At 67.8% G+C, this 14,378-nt stretch carries 15 protein-coding genes; 5 read left to right on the forward strand and 10 right to left on the reverse strand.

Annotation, left to right across the window (positions count from 1 at the left end; translation table 11 throughout):
• Positions 1-103 precede the first annotated feature (103 nt).
• The 4 genes from BM009_RS14040 to lnt form a co-directional block, all read right to left on the reverse strand.
• Positions 104-865 (reverse strand): EAL domain-containing protein, encoded by a 762-nt coding sequence (locus tag BM009_RS14040; protein ID WP_093297107.1) that lies wholly within the window; start codon positions 863-865, stop codon positions 104-106.
• Positions 866-1,168: 303 nt separating this feature from the next.
• Positions 1,169-1,924, reverse strand: a complete 756-nt coding sequence (locus BM009_RS14045) for an EAL domain-containing protein (protein WP_093297109.1) — start codon at positions 1,922-1,924, stop codon at positions 1,169-1,171.
• Between the two features lie 149 nt (positions 1,925-2,073).
• Complete coding sequence (metK, locus tag BM009_RS14050) at positions 2,074-3,285, reverse strand: methionine adenosyltransferase (RefSeq protein ID WP_093297110.1); 1,212 nt, start codon at positions 3,283-3,285, stop codon at positions 2,074-2,076.
• A 74-nt stretch (positions 3,286-3,359) separates the two neighbouring features.
• Positions 3,360-4,919, reverse strand: a complete 1,560-nt coding sequence (gene lnt, locus BM009_RS14055; protein WP_093297112.1) for an apolipoprotein N-acyltransferase — start codon at positions 4,917-4,919, stop codon at positions 3,360-3,362.
• A gap of 179 nt (positions 4,920-5,098) precedes the next feature.
• On the opposite strand from lnt, the gene BM009_RS14060 reads away from it, so the two are divergent.
• Entirely contained in the window at positions 5,099-5,479 is a 381-nt protein-coding gene (locus BM009_RS14060) for a lysozyme inhibitor LprI family protein (protein WP_093297113.1), read from the forward strand.
• A gap of 159 nt (positions 5,480-5,638) precedes the next feature.
• Here the strand turns inward: BM009_RS14060 and BM009_RS14065 are convergent, their stop codons facing one another.
• The 5 genes from BM009_RS14065 to BM009_RS14085 all read right to left on the reverse strand — a co-directional run bounded on the left by BM009_RS14065 (position 5,639) and on the right by BM009_RS14085 (position 8,785).
• On the reverse strand, positions 5,639-6,049 hold the full coding sequence (locus tag BM009_RS14065) for a hypothetical protein (protein WP_093297115.1): 411 nt from the start codon (positions 6,047-6,049) through the stop codon (positions 5,639-5,641).
• A 395-nt stretch (positions 6,050-6,444) separates the two neighbouring features.
• On the reverse strand, positions 6,445-6,672 hold the full coding sequence (locus BM009_RS14070) for a hypothetical protein (protein ID WP_093297116.1): 228 nt from the start codon (positions 6,670-6,672) through the stop codon (positions 6,445-6,447).
• A gap of 60 nt (positions 6,673-6,732) precedes the next feature.
• Positions 6,733-7,176, reverse strand: coding sequence for a globin domain-containing protein (locus tag BM009_RS14075; RefSeq protein WP_093297118.1), 444 nt, complete (start codon positions 7,174-7,176; stop codon positions 6,733-6,735).
• A 91-nt stretch (positions 7,177-7,267) separates the two neighbouring features.
• Positions 7,268-7,903, reverse strand: coding sequence for an outer membrane protein (locus BM009_RS14080; protein WP_093297119.1), 636 nt, complete (start codon positions 7,901-7,903; stop codon positions 7,268-7,270).
• A gap of 213 nt (positions 7,904-8,116) precedes the next feature.
• Entirely contained in the window at positions 8,117-8,785 is a 669-nt protein-coding gene (locus BM009_RS14085) for a DUF4893 domain-containing protein (protein WP_093297121.1), read from the reverse strand.
• A 251-nt stretch (positions 8,786-9,036) separates the two neighbouring features.
• On the opposite strand from BM009_RS14085, the gene BM009_RS14090 reads away from it, so the two are divergent.
• The gene (locus BM009_RS14090) at positions 9,037-9,573 is read left to right on the forward strand and encodes a superoxide dismutase family protein (RefSeq protein WP_093297122.1); all 537 of its coding nucleotides are present in this window, start codon (positions 9,037-9,039) and stop codon (positions 9,571-9,573) included.
• Positions 9,574-9,577: 4 nt separating this feature from the next.
• Here BM009_RS14090 and BM009_RS14095 read toward each other — a convergent pair whose 3' ends face one another.
• Positions 9,578-11,146: an MFS transporter gene (locus BM009_RS14095; RefSeq protein ID WP_093297124.1), complete on the reverse strand. Its 1,569-nt coding sequence runs from the start codon at positions 11,144-11,146 to the stop codon at positions 9,578-9,580.
• An 81-nt stretch (positions 11,147-11,227) separates the two neighbouring features.
• On the opposite strand from BM009_RS14095, the gene BM009_RS14100 reads away from it, so the two are divergent.
• From BM009_RS14100 to BM009_RS14110, 3 genes are all read left to right on the forward strand, one after another.
• Positions 11,228-11,698, forward strand: coding sequence for a low molecular weight protein-tyrosine-phosphatase (locus tag BM009_RS14100; RefSeq protein ID WP_093297363.1), 471 nt, complete (start codon positions 11,228-11,230; stop codon positions 11,696-11,698).
• 18 nt (positions 11,699-11,716) lie between these two features.
• Entirely contained in the window at positions 11,717-12,832 is a 1,116-nt protein-coding gene (locus BM009_RS14105) for a zinc-binding dehydrogenase (protein WP_093297125.1), read from the forward strand.
• 158 nt (positions 12,833-12,990) lie between these two features.
• The gene (locus tag BM009_RS14110) at positions 12,991-14,376 is read left to right on the forward strand and encodes a methyl-accepting chemotaxis protein (protein WP_093297127.1); all 1,386 of its coding nucleotides are present in this window, start codon (positions 12,991-12,993) and stop codon (positions 14,374-14,376) included.
• The last annotated feature ends 2 nt before the right edge of the window (positions 14,377-14,378 follow it).

The following is a 14,378-nucleotide window of genomic DNA, read 5'->3' on the forward strand; positions in this document are numbered from 1 at the left end:
GGCCCGACCCTCCCATTCCGTGCGTCGCCGCAGCGGATTCAAACGGTTGGGGAAACTACGAAGGTTGCATTCGGCGACTGCAAACGATTCCGCGATTCGCGCCTCATGCGGCGGCGTTGAGACGCAGCGCAGGGGCGGGCAGCGCACCCACCTGCGCGGGCGCGATCAGGTCGCCTTGCATCAGCGTGACCTCCAGCGAACGCAGCCGGTCGTGTTCGGCGCGAGTCGAGACGCCCTCGGCGATCAGCCGGATGCGGCCCTTCTTGGCGATTTCGGTCACACGCTCGACGACGATCCGCTTGGCCCAACTGCTGCACAGGCTGTGCACCAGCTCGGGGGCGAGCTTGAGCGTGTCGGGGGTGAAGGCGGAGACGAGATCGAGCCCCATGTCGCCGGCGCCGAAATCGTCGAAGGCGATCAGGAATCCCTGTTTGCGATAGGCCTTCATCAGCGCGAGCATGTGGTCGCTTTCCAGATGATCGCGATCGCTGAATTCGAACACCAGCTCGCGGGCCGGGAAGCCGAGGCGGCGGACGATGCGCAGCATGCGATCGGCATCCGCGACCGGATCGGTGATGTAGCGCGGCATCACCTTGATCGCGAGGCGGGTGTGGCGTTCGGTGATGCCAAGTTCCATCGCCTGCTCGATCGCGGCGACGCGGCAGCGCAGATCGAAGGTGGGGCGCTTGTCTTCGGCCAGTGTCTCGACGAACGCGGCGGGGCTTTCTCCCCCGGGCCCGCGGAAGGTCGCCTCATAGGCAGTGACGATCAGGGTGGAGGTGTTGACGACCGGCTGGAAGGCCATCGCGAACCAGTCCCGGGGAATGGGTTCCTGGCGGGAAGCGGGAGCGATTTGGTCGAGCATGGGGCATCTCCAAGCTGGATCCCCTTGCCGTGGAAGATAGGGCCGGAGTGCTTACCCGAGCGTTGATGGCGACGCTCGGGGAACCACCGTGGTCTTGAGGGAAGGTTCGGCGTTTGACCGTCGCCCATGTAGCGCGATCGCGGGCCCGCCCAAATCCTCGTCATTCCCGCGAAGGCGGGAATCCATCAGCCTGCGCGCTGGGGAAGGAACCGGGACTTCAGCGCCAATGGATCCCCGCCTTCGCGGGGATGACGGTGGCTGTGTGAAGCGCGACAGCCTGCAAGTCAGCCTCTACCCCCCGCCTCAAGCCGCTGCAGCCGGCCGCTCGATGCGCGTCGGCGGCAGCATGCCGGGCATCGGCGGCGCGACCAGATCGCCCTGAAGGTGGAAGATGCCGAAGCTGCGCAGGCGGCGCAGCACGCCCTCGTGCGCCACGCCGTCGGCGATGACGCGGATGCCGTGTTCGCGCAGGCGCGGCGCCAGTTCCTCGAGCATCAGCCGGCGCGACCAGCTGGCATCGATGCCGTTCACCAGATCAGGATCGAGCCGCACCATCGCCGGGCGATAGCGCACGCAGGGGCTGAAGCCGATCGGATCATGGCCGAGGCCGAGAAAGGCGGTAAGCGCGCCGGCGCGGGCATGGCCGTCGACCAGGTCGGCGAGCTGCTGGCCGGGCACGTCGGCAAAGCCGTGGATGCCGAAGATCATCCGCTCGGGGATCAGGCCGGTACGCTGCCCGGCTTGCGTGGCGGCGGCGAGCGCGGCGCCCGCGGGGGCGGCCGTCGCCGCATGGATCGGGATCAGCAGCCGCGCCGTGGTGGTGCCGAGACCCATTTCCATCGCCCTGGCGACCGCGCCGGCGGCGACGCGCCGGTCGAGCTCGGCATGGTGATCGGCGGGGATCCGGGCGAGGATCTCGTCGCGATCCTCGCCATCGGGGCCGCGCAGCACCGCCTCATAGGCGAAGACGCGGGCGGTGATGACGTCGTGTACCGGTCGAAATGCGAGATGCAGGCCGGGTGCCGGTGCCGCCTGCCAGTCCTCCGTGTCGAGAACCATTCCTACTCCCTCCGCTGCCCGTGTTAACCATGACGGGCCCCACATCGCCTTATAGACCGCAGGCGAAACAAGTGGGTGCAGGCGCACGAAAAAGCCCCGCGCGGCGGGTGCCGGCGGGGCTCTTTTCATCTTCGGATCAGAAAGACCGATCAGGCGGCGAGCGCAGCCTTCAGGTCCTCGACCAGGTCGGTGCGCTCCCAGGGGAAGAAATCACCCTCGGGCTTGCGGCCGAAGTGACCGTACGCAGCGGTCGGCTGGTAGATCGGCTTGTTGAGGCCGAGATGGGTGCGGATGCCGCGCGGGGTAAGGCCGCCCAGCTTCTCGATGCCCTGGATCGCCTGCTCGATCTTGTCGTCGCCGACAGTGCCGGTGCCGTGGGTGTCGACATAGAGCGACAGCGGCTTCGACACGCCGATGGCGTAGGCGAGCTGGATCGTGCAGCGCTTGGCGAGGCCGGCCGCAACGATGTTCTTGGCGAGATAGCGGGTGATGTACGCCGCCGAACGGTCGACCTTGGTCGGATCCTTGCCGCTGAACGCGCCGCCGCCGTGCGGGCTGGCGCCGCCGTACGTGTCGACGATGATCTTGCGGCCGGTCAGGCCGGCGTCGCCGTCCGGGCCGCCGATTTCGAACGAGCCGGTCGGGTTGATGTGGTACTCGGTCGCGTCCGAGAGGAGCTCGGCCGGAAGCAGGTCGGCAACGACCTTCTTCACATAGTTGTGGAGCTCGGCTTCCTTGTCGCCCGTGTCATAGCCCGGCGCGTGCTGGGTCGAGACGACGATGGCGGTCGCGGCAACCGGCTTGCCGTTCTCGAAGCGCAGGGTCACCTGGCTCTTCGCGTCGGGCTCGAGGAACGGCGCGGCGCCCGAGTGGCGGTCGGCGGCCATGCGCTCGAGGATCTTGTGGCTGTAGTAGAGCGTCGCCGGCATCAGGTCCGGGGTCTCGTCGCAGGCGAAACCGAACATGATGCCCTGGTCGCCGGCGCCCTCGTCCTTGTTGCCGCTCGCGTCCACGCCCTGCGCAATGTGCGCCGACTGCGCGTGCAGGTTGTTCTCGAAGCGGAAGGTCTGCCAGTGGAAGCCCGACTGCTCATAGCCGATGCGCTTCACCGTCTCGCGGACGGTCTTCTCGATCTCTTCCTGCGCGCCCGGGGCCCAGGCGCCGTCCTCGTACACGCCCTTGCAGCGGATTTCGCCGGCAAGAACCACGAGCTGGGTGGTGGTCAGCGTCTCGCAGGCGATACGCGCTTCGGGATCCTTCGACAGGAACAGGTCGACGATCGAGTCGGAAATCTGGTCGGCGACCTTGTCGGGATGGCCCTCGGACACGGACTCGGACGTGAAGAGATAGTTGGAACGCATGTAAATTCCTCAGGTTGGGAAGGATCGCCGGGCCGTTGCCATGCCCATATAAAGCTTTCCTTATATGTCTCCCCCTAGCGGGCGAAGCGGCGATATGCAATCGCGAACAACCCCGTAAGCACCGCGACCAGCAGCACCATCCAGTTGCCGACCCGCGAGAAGAGCGTCGGCGGCAGCGGGCGGGGGAGCGGCAGGCGGATCGCACCGGCCTGTCCCGGCGGGATAGTGCCGAGCAGGCGGCCATGGCCGTCGATTAGCGCCGAGATGCCGGTGGGGGTGGAGCGGAGGATCGGCAGGCCCTCCTCGATCGCGCGCAGCCGGGCCTGCGCCAGATGCTGCGGCGGGCCCCAGGCGCCGAACCAGGCATCGTTGGAGGGATTGAACAGGAAGTCGGGGCGGTGGGCGCGATCGACCACCTGGCCCGAGAAGATGATCTCGTAGCAGATCTGGATGCCGGCATTGCCGAAGCCGGGCACGGGAAGCGCGCGCGGGCCGGGGCCGGGCAGGAAGTCGACATCACCCATCACCAGCCGCGCGAGCCCGAGCGGGGCGAGCAGCGTACGCATCGGGAGGTATTCGCCGTAGGGCACGAGGTGCGCCTTGTCGTAGCGCCCACCGAGCACGCCGTCGGGGCCGAGCGCCCAGACCGAGTTGCCTGCGCCCTGCAACTGGCTGGTGCGATCGAACTCCAGCGCGTTGCCGCCGATCAGCGCCTGGTCCCACGGGCCCAGCACCGCGCCGATGCGGGCGCGGACGAGGCGCGGGTCCTGCCGGTACCATTGCACCGGATAGCCGTCCTCGAGGAAGTAATCGACCATGCCTTCGGGCCAGACCACCAGCCGCGGCAGCGCGCCGGGCCTGCCGCTGAGCGCGAGCATCCGGTTGAGCAGATATTCGGCATAATCGGGGCGGCTGACCGCGTCCTGGCCGATATTCGGCTGGACGATCACCACTTCCTTGCCGCTCGCGGTGCTGATGCAGCGGATCCGATCGCAGCGATCCGACCAGGCGAGATTGAGCGCGAGCAGCGCCACGGCGGCGACGAGCAGCGGCCGATACTGGCGCTGGAAGGCGAGGTAGAGGCTGCCGGCGATCGCGATCGTCACGCCCGAGAGCGCATAGGTGCCGATCAGCGTCGCGAGGTTGCGCACGCCGGGCACCGGCACCCAGACCACGCCGAGCGGATTCCACGGATAGCCGGTGAACGCCACGCCGCGCAGCCATTCGGTGACGATCCACGCGGCAGCACCGGCCAGGACATAGCCGAGGTCCGGCTCGACCCAGCCCGAGCGGGGCTTCACCTTGCGCGCGAAGGCCCATGCCGCGCCCATCGCCAGCGCCGGATAGACGGCGAGGTACAGCGCGAGCAGCACGACGGCGGCATAGCCGAGCGCTGGCGGCATCTTGTCCTGGAAGTCGAAGGCGTGCTGGATCCAGTTGTCGCCCAGGGTGAAATGGCCGACCCCGAACAGCCAACCGCGGAGCAGCGCGCCGCGCAACCGGGCGGCGGCGTATACCAGCGCGAACAGCCCGGCGAAGCAGAGCAGGGTGATCGGCCACCACGCCAGCGGCGCGAAGCCGGTGGCGGAAGCGATGCCGAGGATCAGCGAAGCGAGCAGCGGACGGCGAAACATCGCCGGCGGGCCTACACGATGCATGCGGCGAGGGGGAGAGGCGTTGCGTGATCGGTGGGGGGCTGCCACGGCGCCCCGCTGTTGCGGCGGAGCGCTGGCCTCCCGCTTGCAAAGCTTCGTGGACAAGCTGCGAGAATCACGGCTAAGTCTCGTCGCGATTAAGCAGTGGGGCACCCGTAATGAAGCTGAAGATCATCGTGACGGCGTCGGTTCTGGTTCTGACGGGTGCTTCGGCACAGGCCCAGGTTGCACCTGCAGGCGTGTCCGATCGCTATCGGGCCTGCCAGGCGCGTGCGGGGAGCAACACCGTCCAGCAGGGCATCTGCGCGCAGTCCGAAATGGGGGCGCAGGATGCGCGCCTCAACAAGGCCTATCAGGAAGTCATGCGCCAGCTGGCCAAGACACCCGACAAGCGCCTTGCCCTCCGCGCAGAGCAGCGCTCCTGGCTGAAGGCCCGCGATTATGAATGCAAGGTCGACCAGGAGACGATCAACAGCACCTGCCTCGTCACCAAGACCGCGACCCGCGCGAACGAACTGGAGCGAATGATCCGCTTCTAGGCGTGCCGTCGGTCGTCATCGGGCTGGGACAGACCGTCTGCTTTGGGTGGGAAGCGGAACGGCAGCTTTTGAGACGAACGCAGCGATAGCTGCCATCCCGACCGGCTCAAACGCAACGACCGCGAACGCCGCGATTGCGGGCGGGCTGTTTTCTGACGGTCAGTCCTCATCCTCCCATTCAAAGAGACCAAGCTCTTCAAGAGAACGAAAACGCGAGAGGCCTGCCGTATCGAATTCATCTTGGCCGACTGCTGAGCGAACGCCCAAGGCCGCTAAACCTTGACTGATGGGTGTTTTCGCAAGGATAGTTCCAGTATCCTCTGTCGAAATTGCGCGCCTCCACATCAATTTCCCGTCAGCGAAAAGGGCGGCGCCCTGCGCACCCATTCCGCCAAAATACTCAGTTTCAATGTAGAGCGCAGGTTCGGCCCCGACGCCGGCCACAATACCTGCTTCGACCTCTGAGCTGAGGTATGCAAAGCCATCGTGGATGGGAGCTGGAGCTTCTTTCAACAGATCGAGTCGTAGGTTGCCCAACGGCATAATCACGAGTTCTTCGATCAGCTCCACCGTTGCGGGGGGACCGAATTGCTCAATCAGTCGCGAAAGTGCCCGCCGCGAACCTATAAGCGCAGTGATTTGATGCCCCATACCCACATAATAGAAGCAAGCAGATTGCCCTTCAACGCAGTTTCTCACCGCGATAGTGCCGTTTGACCCTTCCCCTGAACGAACAGCAGGTTCCAGGATCGCGCGACAACCGAGCGCATGACTGATAGCGGGGCGGAAGCGGCCGATCCACTCTATCGTCCGCGGCGCACGCCTTCCTCCGCGCGGCCCTCGCCCCGCGCGCTACCCTCACCCCCGGAGTTGCGGGCCTGCCGGGGCACAACACCCGGCAGACCCGTCCCCCGCGCTTGCGCGCTGCGGGTAGCACGAGAGGGGGTTAACCCGCGCCGCCCGTTTCAAACCGCTCCCTTCGCCGCCGGGCCCGTATCGCCGGCCGGTCGTTCGACCGGCCGGGTCGGCCGATGGCAGTGGTGGCAGAAGGCGAAATCGAACAGATGGCTGAGCACCCATGCCTGCTCGGCCACGCTCCATTCCGCCCACGCCTCGCGGGTCACCCCCAGGCGGCCGCAATGTTCACAGGCGACTTCCAGCGGCGTATCGACGGGGGTGATCCGCGCATTCATCTCGCGGCCCCTTGTAGCGCATCCGATTCCTTTGGCGGCGGAGACCTGCTCCGAAGCGGATCAACCCGCAGGCGCGTCGGCGGTAGCGGTGGGCGCGGCGGCTTCGGCGGCGGTGCGGGCCTGCACTGCCATGGCACGGCACATGCGGTGGAGCGCCTCGCTCATCTGGCGGGCGGTCTCGGGTTCTATGCCCGGATCGGCGGCGATCGCGCGGTCCATCGCATGCGCCCATTGCGCGGCGGTCTGCGCCGTAACGGCGAGCTGGCGGTGCAAGCCCATGATGCACATGCCCGGCCGCGCCTCGAACCAGTCGCGCGGGCCGCCGAGCCAGGCGACCAGAAAGCGGGTGAGCGAGTGGCGGAGCGCCGTCAGGTCCGGCTGGTGCATCGCGTGGAGCGCCGCATAGGCGGTGTCCTGCTCGACCAGATCGTAGAAGCGGTCGACGATGGCGCGGACGGACTCTTCGCCGCCGACGCGCTCGAAGGGCAGGGGCGATTCGGACATGGCAACGCGCCCTAGCCGAAAATGGCGGGCGCGGCTTGACGGGAATCAAGGGGATGCCGCCCTCCCCGTAAAGGGAGGGCGGCGGACCCGATCAGAAGTGCGCGATCACACCCGCCATCGGGCGGAAGCTCTTCGCATCGCTGAACGTGTTCATCTCGAGGCGCAGGCGCAGGCCGCTGCGGCCGGTGATGCCGCCCAGGCCGATGTCCTTCGGGCCGACCTCGACGCCGATGCCATAGGTCATCGCGTGATAGTCACGGTTGGTGTTGGCGTTCTTGTCGAAATTGACCCACTGGTAGCCGACCTTGCCGTAGATCAGGCCGCTGTCGCCAGCGCGCAGACCGAAGCGGCCGGCGGCGCCATATTCCCAATCGATGTCGCCGCTGACGCCCTTGGCAACGTTACCTTCGGCGCCGACGAACACCGGGCCGAGCGGCACGTTCACGCCGGCGACGCCCTGGACCATCGCGCCATCGAGGCGGTTGCGGTTCGGCTGGATGGGGATGCCGGCATTCGGCTGACGGTCGAACTGCTCCCAGCCGCCGAGTACGCCGACATAGGGCTCGATGCCGAAGGCCTTGGAGCCGTCCGGCGAGGTGGGGGTGCCGCTGTCCTGCGCGGCGGTGGTCTCCATCGTGCCGGCACCGGTGGTGGTGTCCTGGGCGAAGGCGGGGACGGCGAAGGGGAGCGCGGCAGCAGCTGCCGCGACGGCGATGATCTTACGCATGGGGGAGGTACCTCTACGCTGGTGAAACACACATCTTCCGGCCCGGGCCCGCTACGAAAGGCGGGGCGGCCGGAGATGGGCGCACAATGCCCGGGCTACGGCCAAGGTTGCATCGCCGCGAAGCATTTGCGGAAGAGGTGTTGCACTGCGGCAACGGTTTCTGTCGCCCCGATGAACAAACGTTTCGACATCGAAGGGATCGGCGGCGGGAAATCAGCCCTTCGGCTGGACGTCCGCCGGCACGGGGGTCAGCTCATAGACGTCGACGCTGCCGGGCAGCGCGCCGGGCACCGCCAGCCGCCACCGGAAGGTGCCGAAGCGCTCCACCATGCCGACCACGTCGCGCGCGCCGGGATTGCCATAGCCGACGTCGTTGGCACCGGGCTTGGCCTGGCGCGCGCCGAGGAACACGTAGCGCTTGCCGTCCGGGAACACATAGCCGGCGACGATGTCGCTGCCGGTCTGCTTGGCGAGCCCTAGGGGGGCGTCGTCCTTCGGCTCGTTCGTGGCGGAGATGTAGCAGAAGCCGGCAGGGCTCGGCTGGACCAGCGCGCGGCCGGCAGGGCCGGGCTTCAGGTGCAGCGTGCGGCAGCGATAGGAGCCGGGGGGCAGCGCCGGGTGCGGCTGGCCGGCATCGGGATCGAGCACCGCGCCTTGCACCTTGCGCACCGGCGCGCGCACATTCTCGTACAGCTGGCGCCAGCTGGCCGGCAGGTTCTCCAGTCGCGGCATGTCGGCCTGGGCGATGCGGGTCCGCCACAGCGGCGGGGGCGGCGGCATCTCCACGACTGCAATCGGGCGAAGATCCATTTTGGCCGTCGTCGTCGCCTGGCAGCCGGCGAGCATGGGCAGAGCGAGCATCGCAAAGGCGAGCCGGTGCATGATACTTCCCCTGTGAATCTTTTGGCCCTGTGAACCAATGGGAGGCGCTTTGCCGCGACGCTCCCACGAAGCAATGTCGTAAACGAAGGTTAACGAAAAGTAAAAGCTGCGGTGGGCGTGCGGTCTGGTGCGGCGAACCGAAGCAATCCGCCGTATGATACCGACGGATGGCCCGAACTTGCCGCCGCGGCTCTTGGAACCGCGGCCAAGAAGGGCCATTACGCAGCAAGGACATGGCCGGGAGATTGAAGATGAAGGCTTGGGGAATCGGCGCGGGCGCGGCCGCGATCGGCATGCTGCTGGGCGGCTGCGCGACGACGCAGCAGAACGAACGCTATATGGCCGGCCATTTCCGCGCACAGGCGGAACTGCACGATGCCGGCGGCAAGGTGGTGGGCACCGCGGTGGCCGAGCAGGTCGAGGGATCGATTCGCGTATTGGTCGACGTGAACGGCATCTCGCCGGGGCCGCACGGCGTGCACGTCCACACCACCGGCGTCTGCACGCCCCCCGATTTCGCCAGCGCCGGCGGACACTGGAACCCGGGCGCCACCAAGCATGGCAAGGAAAACCCGATGGGCCCGCATGCCGGCGACCTGCCCAACATGAAGGTGGACGAGAAGGGCCATGGCCATCTGAGCTTCACGCTGGCCGGCGGCACCTTCGACCAGCTGATGGACCAGGACGGCGCGGCGCTGGTCGTCCATGCCGGCGAAGACGATTACAAGAGCGATCCGGCCGGCAACAGCGGCGGACGTATCGTCTGCGGCGTGTTCCAGACGGTCTGAGCGGTCACACCGCTTCGCCGGCGGCGCGGGCGCGGGCCAGCTTGCTCGCCTCCGCCGCCGGCAGTAGCCGATAGGCGCCCCAGATCGCCGCCAGCGCGAGCGGCACGCTGGCGAGCAGCGCCAGCACCCCTGTAGCCAGGTCGCCGGTCAGCGTCGCAATCCGCCCGGCGCAATAGGGCCCGAGCGCGAGGCCGATCAGCGTGGTGCCGATGAAGAAGGCGGCGGTCGCAGTGCCGCGCATCCGCGGCAGCACCAAGTCCTGCGTGGTCGCCGCGGCCGCGCCCAGCCCGCCGCAGATCAGGAATTGTGCCACCGGCAGCATGACATAGGCGGTGGTGAGGTCGCGTGCGGTGAACAGCAGCACGATCGGCGCAATCGGCGCGAGGCAGGCGAAGAGCAGGACGTGGATGCGCCCGACCGGGCTGCGCGCGCGCAGGGCATCGGCGAGCCGGCCGGCGATCGTCACGCCCAGGAACCCCGCGAGCGCGACCGGCGCGCCGATCCAGAAGCCCAGCGACCCCAGCTGCTCGGGCGGGATGTCGAAGGCGCGGCGGATGAAGCTCGGCGCGAACCCTGCCATCGCGTAGGCGAGGAAGGTGTTGAGACCGTACGCCAGTACTACGCAGAGAAACGCCGGCGTGCCGACGATCAGCGCATGGGTTGGCGGGTCGCGCCGCTTGAGCGCGGTCGCCCAGCTGACCACGGCATAGGCGCCGATCCCCACGGCGATCCATTGCGCGGGCGGCTCGCCGAGATGGACGAGCACCGCGACCAGCCCGGCGACCAGCGCCAGCACTGCAAGGTTTCGCACCAGTGCCGCCGGCCCCAGCCGCGCCGCGCCGATCAGCGTGAAGGGCGGGATGATCGTCAGCAGTTCTTCGAAAAAGGCGCGGAACGGGGCGGGGTGGGGCGGCGTCGCCATGCCTTCGGAAAGCCCGCGCGGTGGCTCGCGCAGCGTGACGATCCACGCCGCGACGATCAGGCCCGGCACGCCGACCGCGAGGAACGCCGCCTGCCAGCCGACCAGCCCGAGCGGTCCGCCGCCCGGATAGGCCTGGTTCCAGCGCTGCACGATCAGCGCGCCGAGGAACAGCGAAAGGCCACCGCCGAGATAGACGCCCGAGGAATAGAGGGCGAGCGCGGTGGCGCGGAGGCGCTTGGGGAACCAGTCCGAGATCAGCGAATAGGCGGCGGGTCCGGCGGTCGCCTCGCCGATGCCGACGCCCATCCGCGCCAGCCCCAGCACCAGCCCGGTGCGGGCGAAACCGGAAAGCGCGGTCATGCTCGACCAGAGCGCGAGCCCGAGGGTCATCAGCCGCACGCGGTGCCAATGGTCCGCCAGCCGACCCAGCGGAATGCCGAACAGCGCGTAAAACACGCCGAAGGCGGTGCCATAGAGAAAGCCGATATCCTGGTCGCGCAGGCCCAGGTCGCGCTTGATGTCGTCGGCGAGGATGGCGACGATCTGGCGATCGACGAAGTTGAGGATATACACGAGCAGCAGCAGCGTTAGCACGTACCACGCATAGGGGGTCGCCTTCGCCCCATCGGGCGTCGGGGGCATGCTGGCCATATCCTCTCCTTCGGCGTTATGCGTGCCGTTGCCACTGAGGCTAGCAGAGCGTACCCATTTTACGAAAGGATGATTTTCGCGATGGCCGAACCGGCATTCCTGTTCGTCTGCTTGGGCAATATCTGCCGCTCGCCGCTGGCCGAGGCGGCGTTCCGCGCGGCGGCGGAGGATGCCGGCGTGGCGGTGGTCGCCGACTCGGCGGGGACCGGCGGCTGGCACGCCGGCGAGCAGCCCGATCGCCGCTCGATCGCAGTCGCCGCCAAGCACGGCATCGACATTACCGGCCAGCGCGCGCGCCAGGTGACGCGCGCGGATTTCGACCGGTTCGATCATATCCTTGCGCTTGATCCGCAGAACCTCGCCGACCTGCGCCGGATCGCGCCGAAGAGCGGTCGCGCACGGCTGCGACTGCTGCTCGACGCGGTGCCCGGCTGGGAAGGCCGCGCCGTCGACGATCCCTATTATGACGGGCCGGAAGGCTTCGACCGCACTTGGGCAGAGGTACGCGCGGCGGCGGATCGGCTGGTGGAAGAACTCGTACAGACCCGTTGAACCACAAGGAGAGGAACCATGGCATTCACCGGACGCGAACTGCGCTCGACGTTGAGCGAGGATGGCACGCTGCGGCTGTCGCTGGAGCAGGTGACCTATGATGACCCGGCCGCGGACGAAGTGATCGTCCGCATCGAGGCGGCGCCGATCAACCCCAGCGATCTCGGGCTGCTGCTCGGCCCGGCACAGGTCGATACGCTGCGGCAGGACGGCGACGCGCTGGTGTTCGAGGTGCAGAAGGGCCGGCTCGGCAGCATGAAGGCGCGGCTGGGCCAGTCGATGCCGGTGGGCAATGAAGGTGCCGGCACCGTGGTCGCCGCCGGGGCCGACGCCGCCGCGCTGATGGGCAAGCGGGTTGCGGCGGTGGGCGGCGCGATGTTCGCCGATTACCGCGTGCTGAAGGCGCGCGACGTGGTCGCGTTGCCCGAAGGCACCGCGGCGGCGGACGGCGCCGCGATCTTCGTCAATCCGCTGACCGCGCTCGGCTTTGTCGAGACGATGCGGCGCGACGGGCACAGCGGAATCGTCCACACCGCCGCCGCCTCGAACCTGGGGCAGATGCTGCAGAAGATCTGCCTCGCCGACGGGGTGCCGCTGGTCAACATCGTCCGCTCCGAGGAGCAGGCCGCGATCCTGCGCGACATCGGCGCCACCCATGTGGTGAACAGCCGCGACGAGGATTTCCGCGCCAAGCTGATCGATGCGGTGGCCGAGACCGGCGCTACCGTGGCGTTCGATGCGATCGGCGGCGGCGCTCTCGGCAGCGACATCCTCCAGGCGATGGAAGCCGCGGCGGTGCGCAAGATGACCGAATATAGCCGCTATGGATCCGAACAGTTCAAGCAGCTCTATATCTATGGCGCGCTGGACCTGGCGCCGACCACGCTCAATCGCCTCGCCTTCGGCTTCCAGTGGAGCGTCTCGGGCTGGCTGCTGACGCCCTTCCTGCGCCGTGCGGGGATGGAAACGCTGGGGGCGATGCGCCAGCGCATCTTGAGCGAACTCACCACCACCTTCGCCAGCCGCTACACCCGCACCATCGGGCTGGCCGAGGCGCTGCAGCCGGACGTGTTGCGCGCCTATGAGCGCAAGGCCACCGGCGAGAAGTTCCTGATCGATCCCGGACGGGGGTGATCGGGCAGTTCGTCTCCATCCGAGCGGATTTTTCAGACAAATTGTTTCCGATGCATGTCAGAATGAACTTTCTCAATCTCTTACCCTCTACAATGCAGCTGGGTGGGCTGAACGCGGGCCGGCGGAGGAATTCCGGCACCTGATCGTGAGGGACGGAAATGCTGCATTGGTTGGAAGTAAAGGCTCCCATTCGGGAGAAGCTGAAGGTCACCTTCGGTTCGATGATCGGGATCATGGTGATCCTTGCGGTGCTCAATCTGGTGCTGCCGCACTGGGTGATGCTGGGGCTCAACGTGGTCGTGATCGCGACCGCCTTCGTGCTCACCCGCATGTTCGCCCGCGTCATTGCGGATCCCTATGTCGCGACGGTCGTCCGGATGGAGGGTCTCGCGGCCGGCAACCTGTCCGCGCCGATCGCCAATACCAACTATGAGGATTGTGTCGGCCGCATCTCGCGCGCGATGCTGATCTTCCGCGATGCTGCGGTCGCGCAGCGCGAGGCCGCAGAACAGCAGGCGCAAGTGGTGCAGGTGCTCGGCCAGTCGCTCGAGCGGCTCGCCAAGGGCGACCTTACCGCCGACGTTACCGCCGATTTCCCGGGCACCAATGCAGTGCTCAAGACCAATTTCAACGAGGCGCTGGCGTCGCTGCGCGAGCTGGTGCGCTCGGTCGCGACCTCGGCGGAGACGATCAGCACCGGCTCGGCCGAGATCGCGGTCGCCTCCGAGGACCTTTCGCGCCGCACCGAGAGCGCTGCGTCGAGCCTGCAGGAGACGGTCCAGTCGATCGGCGAGATCGACCAGCGGCTGCGCAGCACTGCCGGCAGCGCCAACCAGACCGTGGCGCGCGCCGACGGGGCGATCGCCTCGGTCCAGGCCGGCCGCGATGTTGCCGACGAAGCGGTGGCGGCGATGAGCCGGGTGTCGGAAAGCGCCAAGGGCATCGACGACGTGATCGAGGGTCTCGACAAGATCGCGTTCCAGACGCGCGTCCTTGCCATGAACGCCGCCGTCGAAGCCGGCCGCGCCGGTGAGGCCGGGCGCGGCTTCGCCGTCGTCGCCGACCTCGTCTCCGCGCTGGCGATGCGCGCCGAAGAGGAAGCCGGCCGCGCCCGCGACCAGCTGACCACCACCCAGGCCGACGTCACCGCCGCGGTGGGCATGGTCCAGCGCGTCGATGGCGCCTTCGCCGCGATCGCCACCGATGTTCGCGAAGTGCACGACCTGCTCGGCAGCATGGCGACCGCCAACCAGGCCCAGGCCTCGTCGATCGGCGAGATCAGCACCGCGATCACGGTGATGGACCAGGCGACCCAGCAGAATGCGGCAATGGTGGAGGAAACCTCCGCCGCCGCGCGCAGCCTGAGCCGTGAGGTCGAGGCGCTGAAGCGTTCTGCCCATGCCTTCAATGTCGGGGAAGCGCACAACCCGCGCATGAGCCTGCCGCTGCAGCGCCCCAACCTGTCGAAGCGCGGCGGCGCCGGCATGCGGGCGGCGCCGGCACCCGCTCCCGCCATGGCGGACGGCGACTGGGCGTCGTTCTGACG

The sequence above is a fragment of the Sphingomonas sp. NFR04 genome (assembly GCF_900114095.1).
Taxonomy (GTDB): Bacteria; Pseudomonadota; Alphaproteobacteria; order Sphingomonadales; family Sphingomonadaceae; genus Sphingomonas.

Coding starts and splice junctions, on each gene's coding strand:
- BM009_RS14080 (WP_093297119.1), bottom strand. CDS start 7,903: ATGCGTAAGATCATCGCCGTCGCGGCAGCTGCTGCCGCGCTCCCCTTC.
- BM009_RS14105 (WP_093297125.1), top strand. CDS start 11,717: ATGGCATTCACCGGACGCGAACTGCGCTCGACGTTGAGCGAGGATGGC.
- BM009_RS14040 (WP_093297107.1), bottom strand. CDS start 865: ATGCTCGACCAAATCGCTCCCGCTTCCCGCCAGGAACCCATTCCCCGG.
- BM009_RS14085 (WP_093297121.1), bottom strand. CDS start 8,785: ATGCACCGGCTCGCCTTTGCGATGCTCGCTCTGCCCATGCTCGCCGGC.
- BM009_RS14090 (WP_093297122.1), top strand. CDS start 9,037: ATGAAGGCTTGGGGAATCGGCGCGGGCGCGGCCGCGATCGGCATGCTG.
- BM009_RS14060 (WP_093297113.1), top strand. CDS start 5,099: ATGAAGCTGAAGATCATCGTGACGGCGTCGGTTCTGGTTCTGACGGGT.
- BM009_RS14100 (WP_093297363.1), top strand. CDS start 11,228: ATGGCCGAACCGGCATTCCTGTTCGTCTGCTTGGGCAATATCTGCCGC.
- BM009_RS14070 (WP_093297116.1), bottom strand. CDS start 6,672: ATGAATGCGCGGATCACCCCCGTCGATACGCCGCTGGAAGTCGCCTGT.
- BM009_RS14075 (WP_093297118.1), bottom strand. CDS start 7,176: ATGTCCGAATCGCCCCTGCCCTTCGAGCGCGTCGGCGGCGAAGAGTCC.
- BM009_RS14045 (WP_093297109.1), bottom strand. CDS start 1,924: ATGGTTCTCGACACGGAGGACTGGCAGGCGGCACCGGCACCCGGCCTG.
- BM009_RS14110 (WP_093297127.1), top strand. CDS start 12,991: ATGCTGCATTGGTTGGAAGTAAAGGCTCCCATTCGGGAGAAGCTGAAG.
- BM009_RS14095 (WP_093297124.1), bottom strand. CDS start 11,146: ATGGCCAGCATGCCCCCGACGCCCGATGGGGCGAAGGCGACCCCCTAT.
- lnt (WP_093297112.1), bottom strand. CDS start 4,919: ATGTTTCGCCGTCCGCTGCTCGCTTCGCTGATCCTCGGCATCGCTTCC.
- metK (WP_093297110.1), bottom strand. CDS start 3,285: ATGCGTTCCAACTATCTCTTCACGTCCGAGTCCGTGTCCGAGGGCCAT.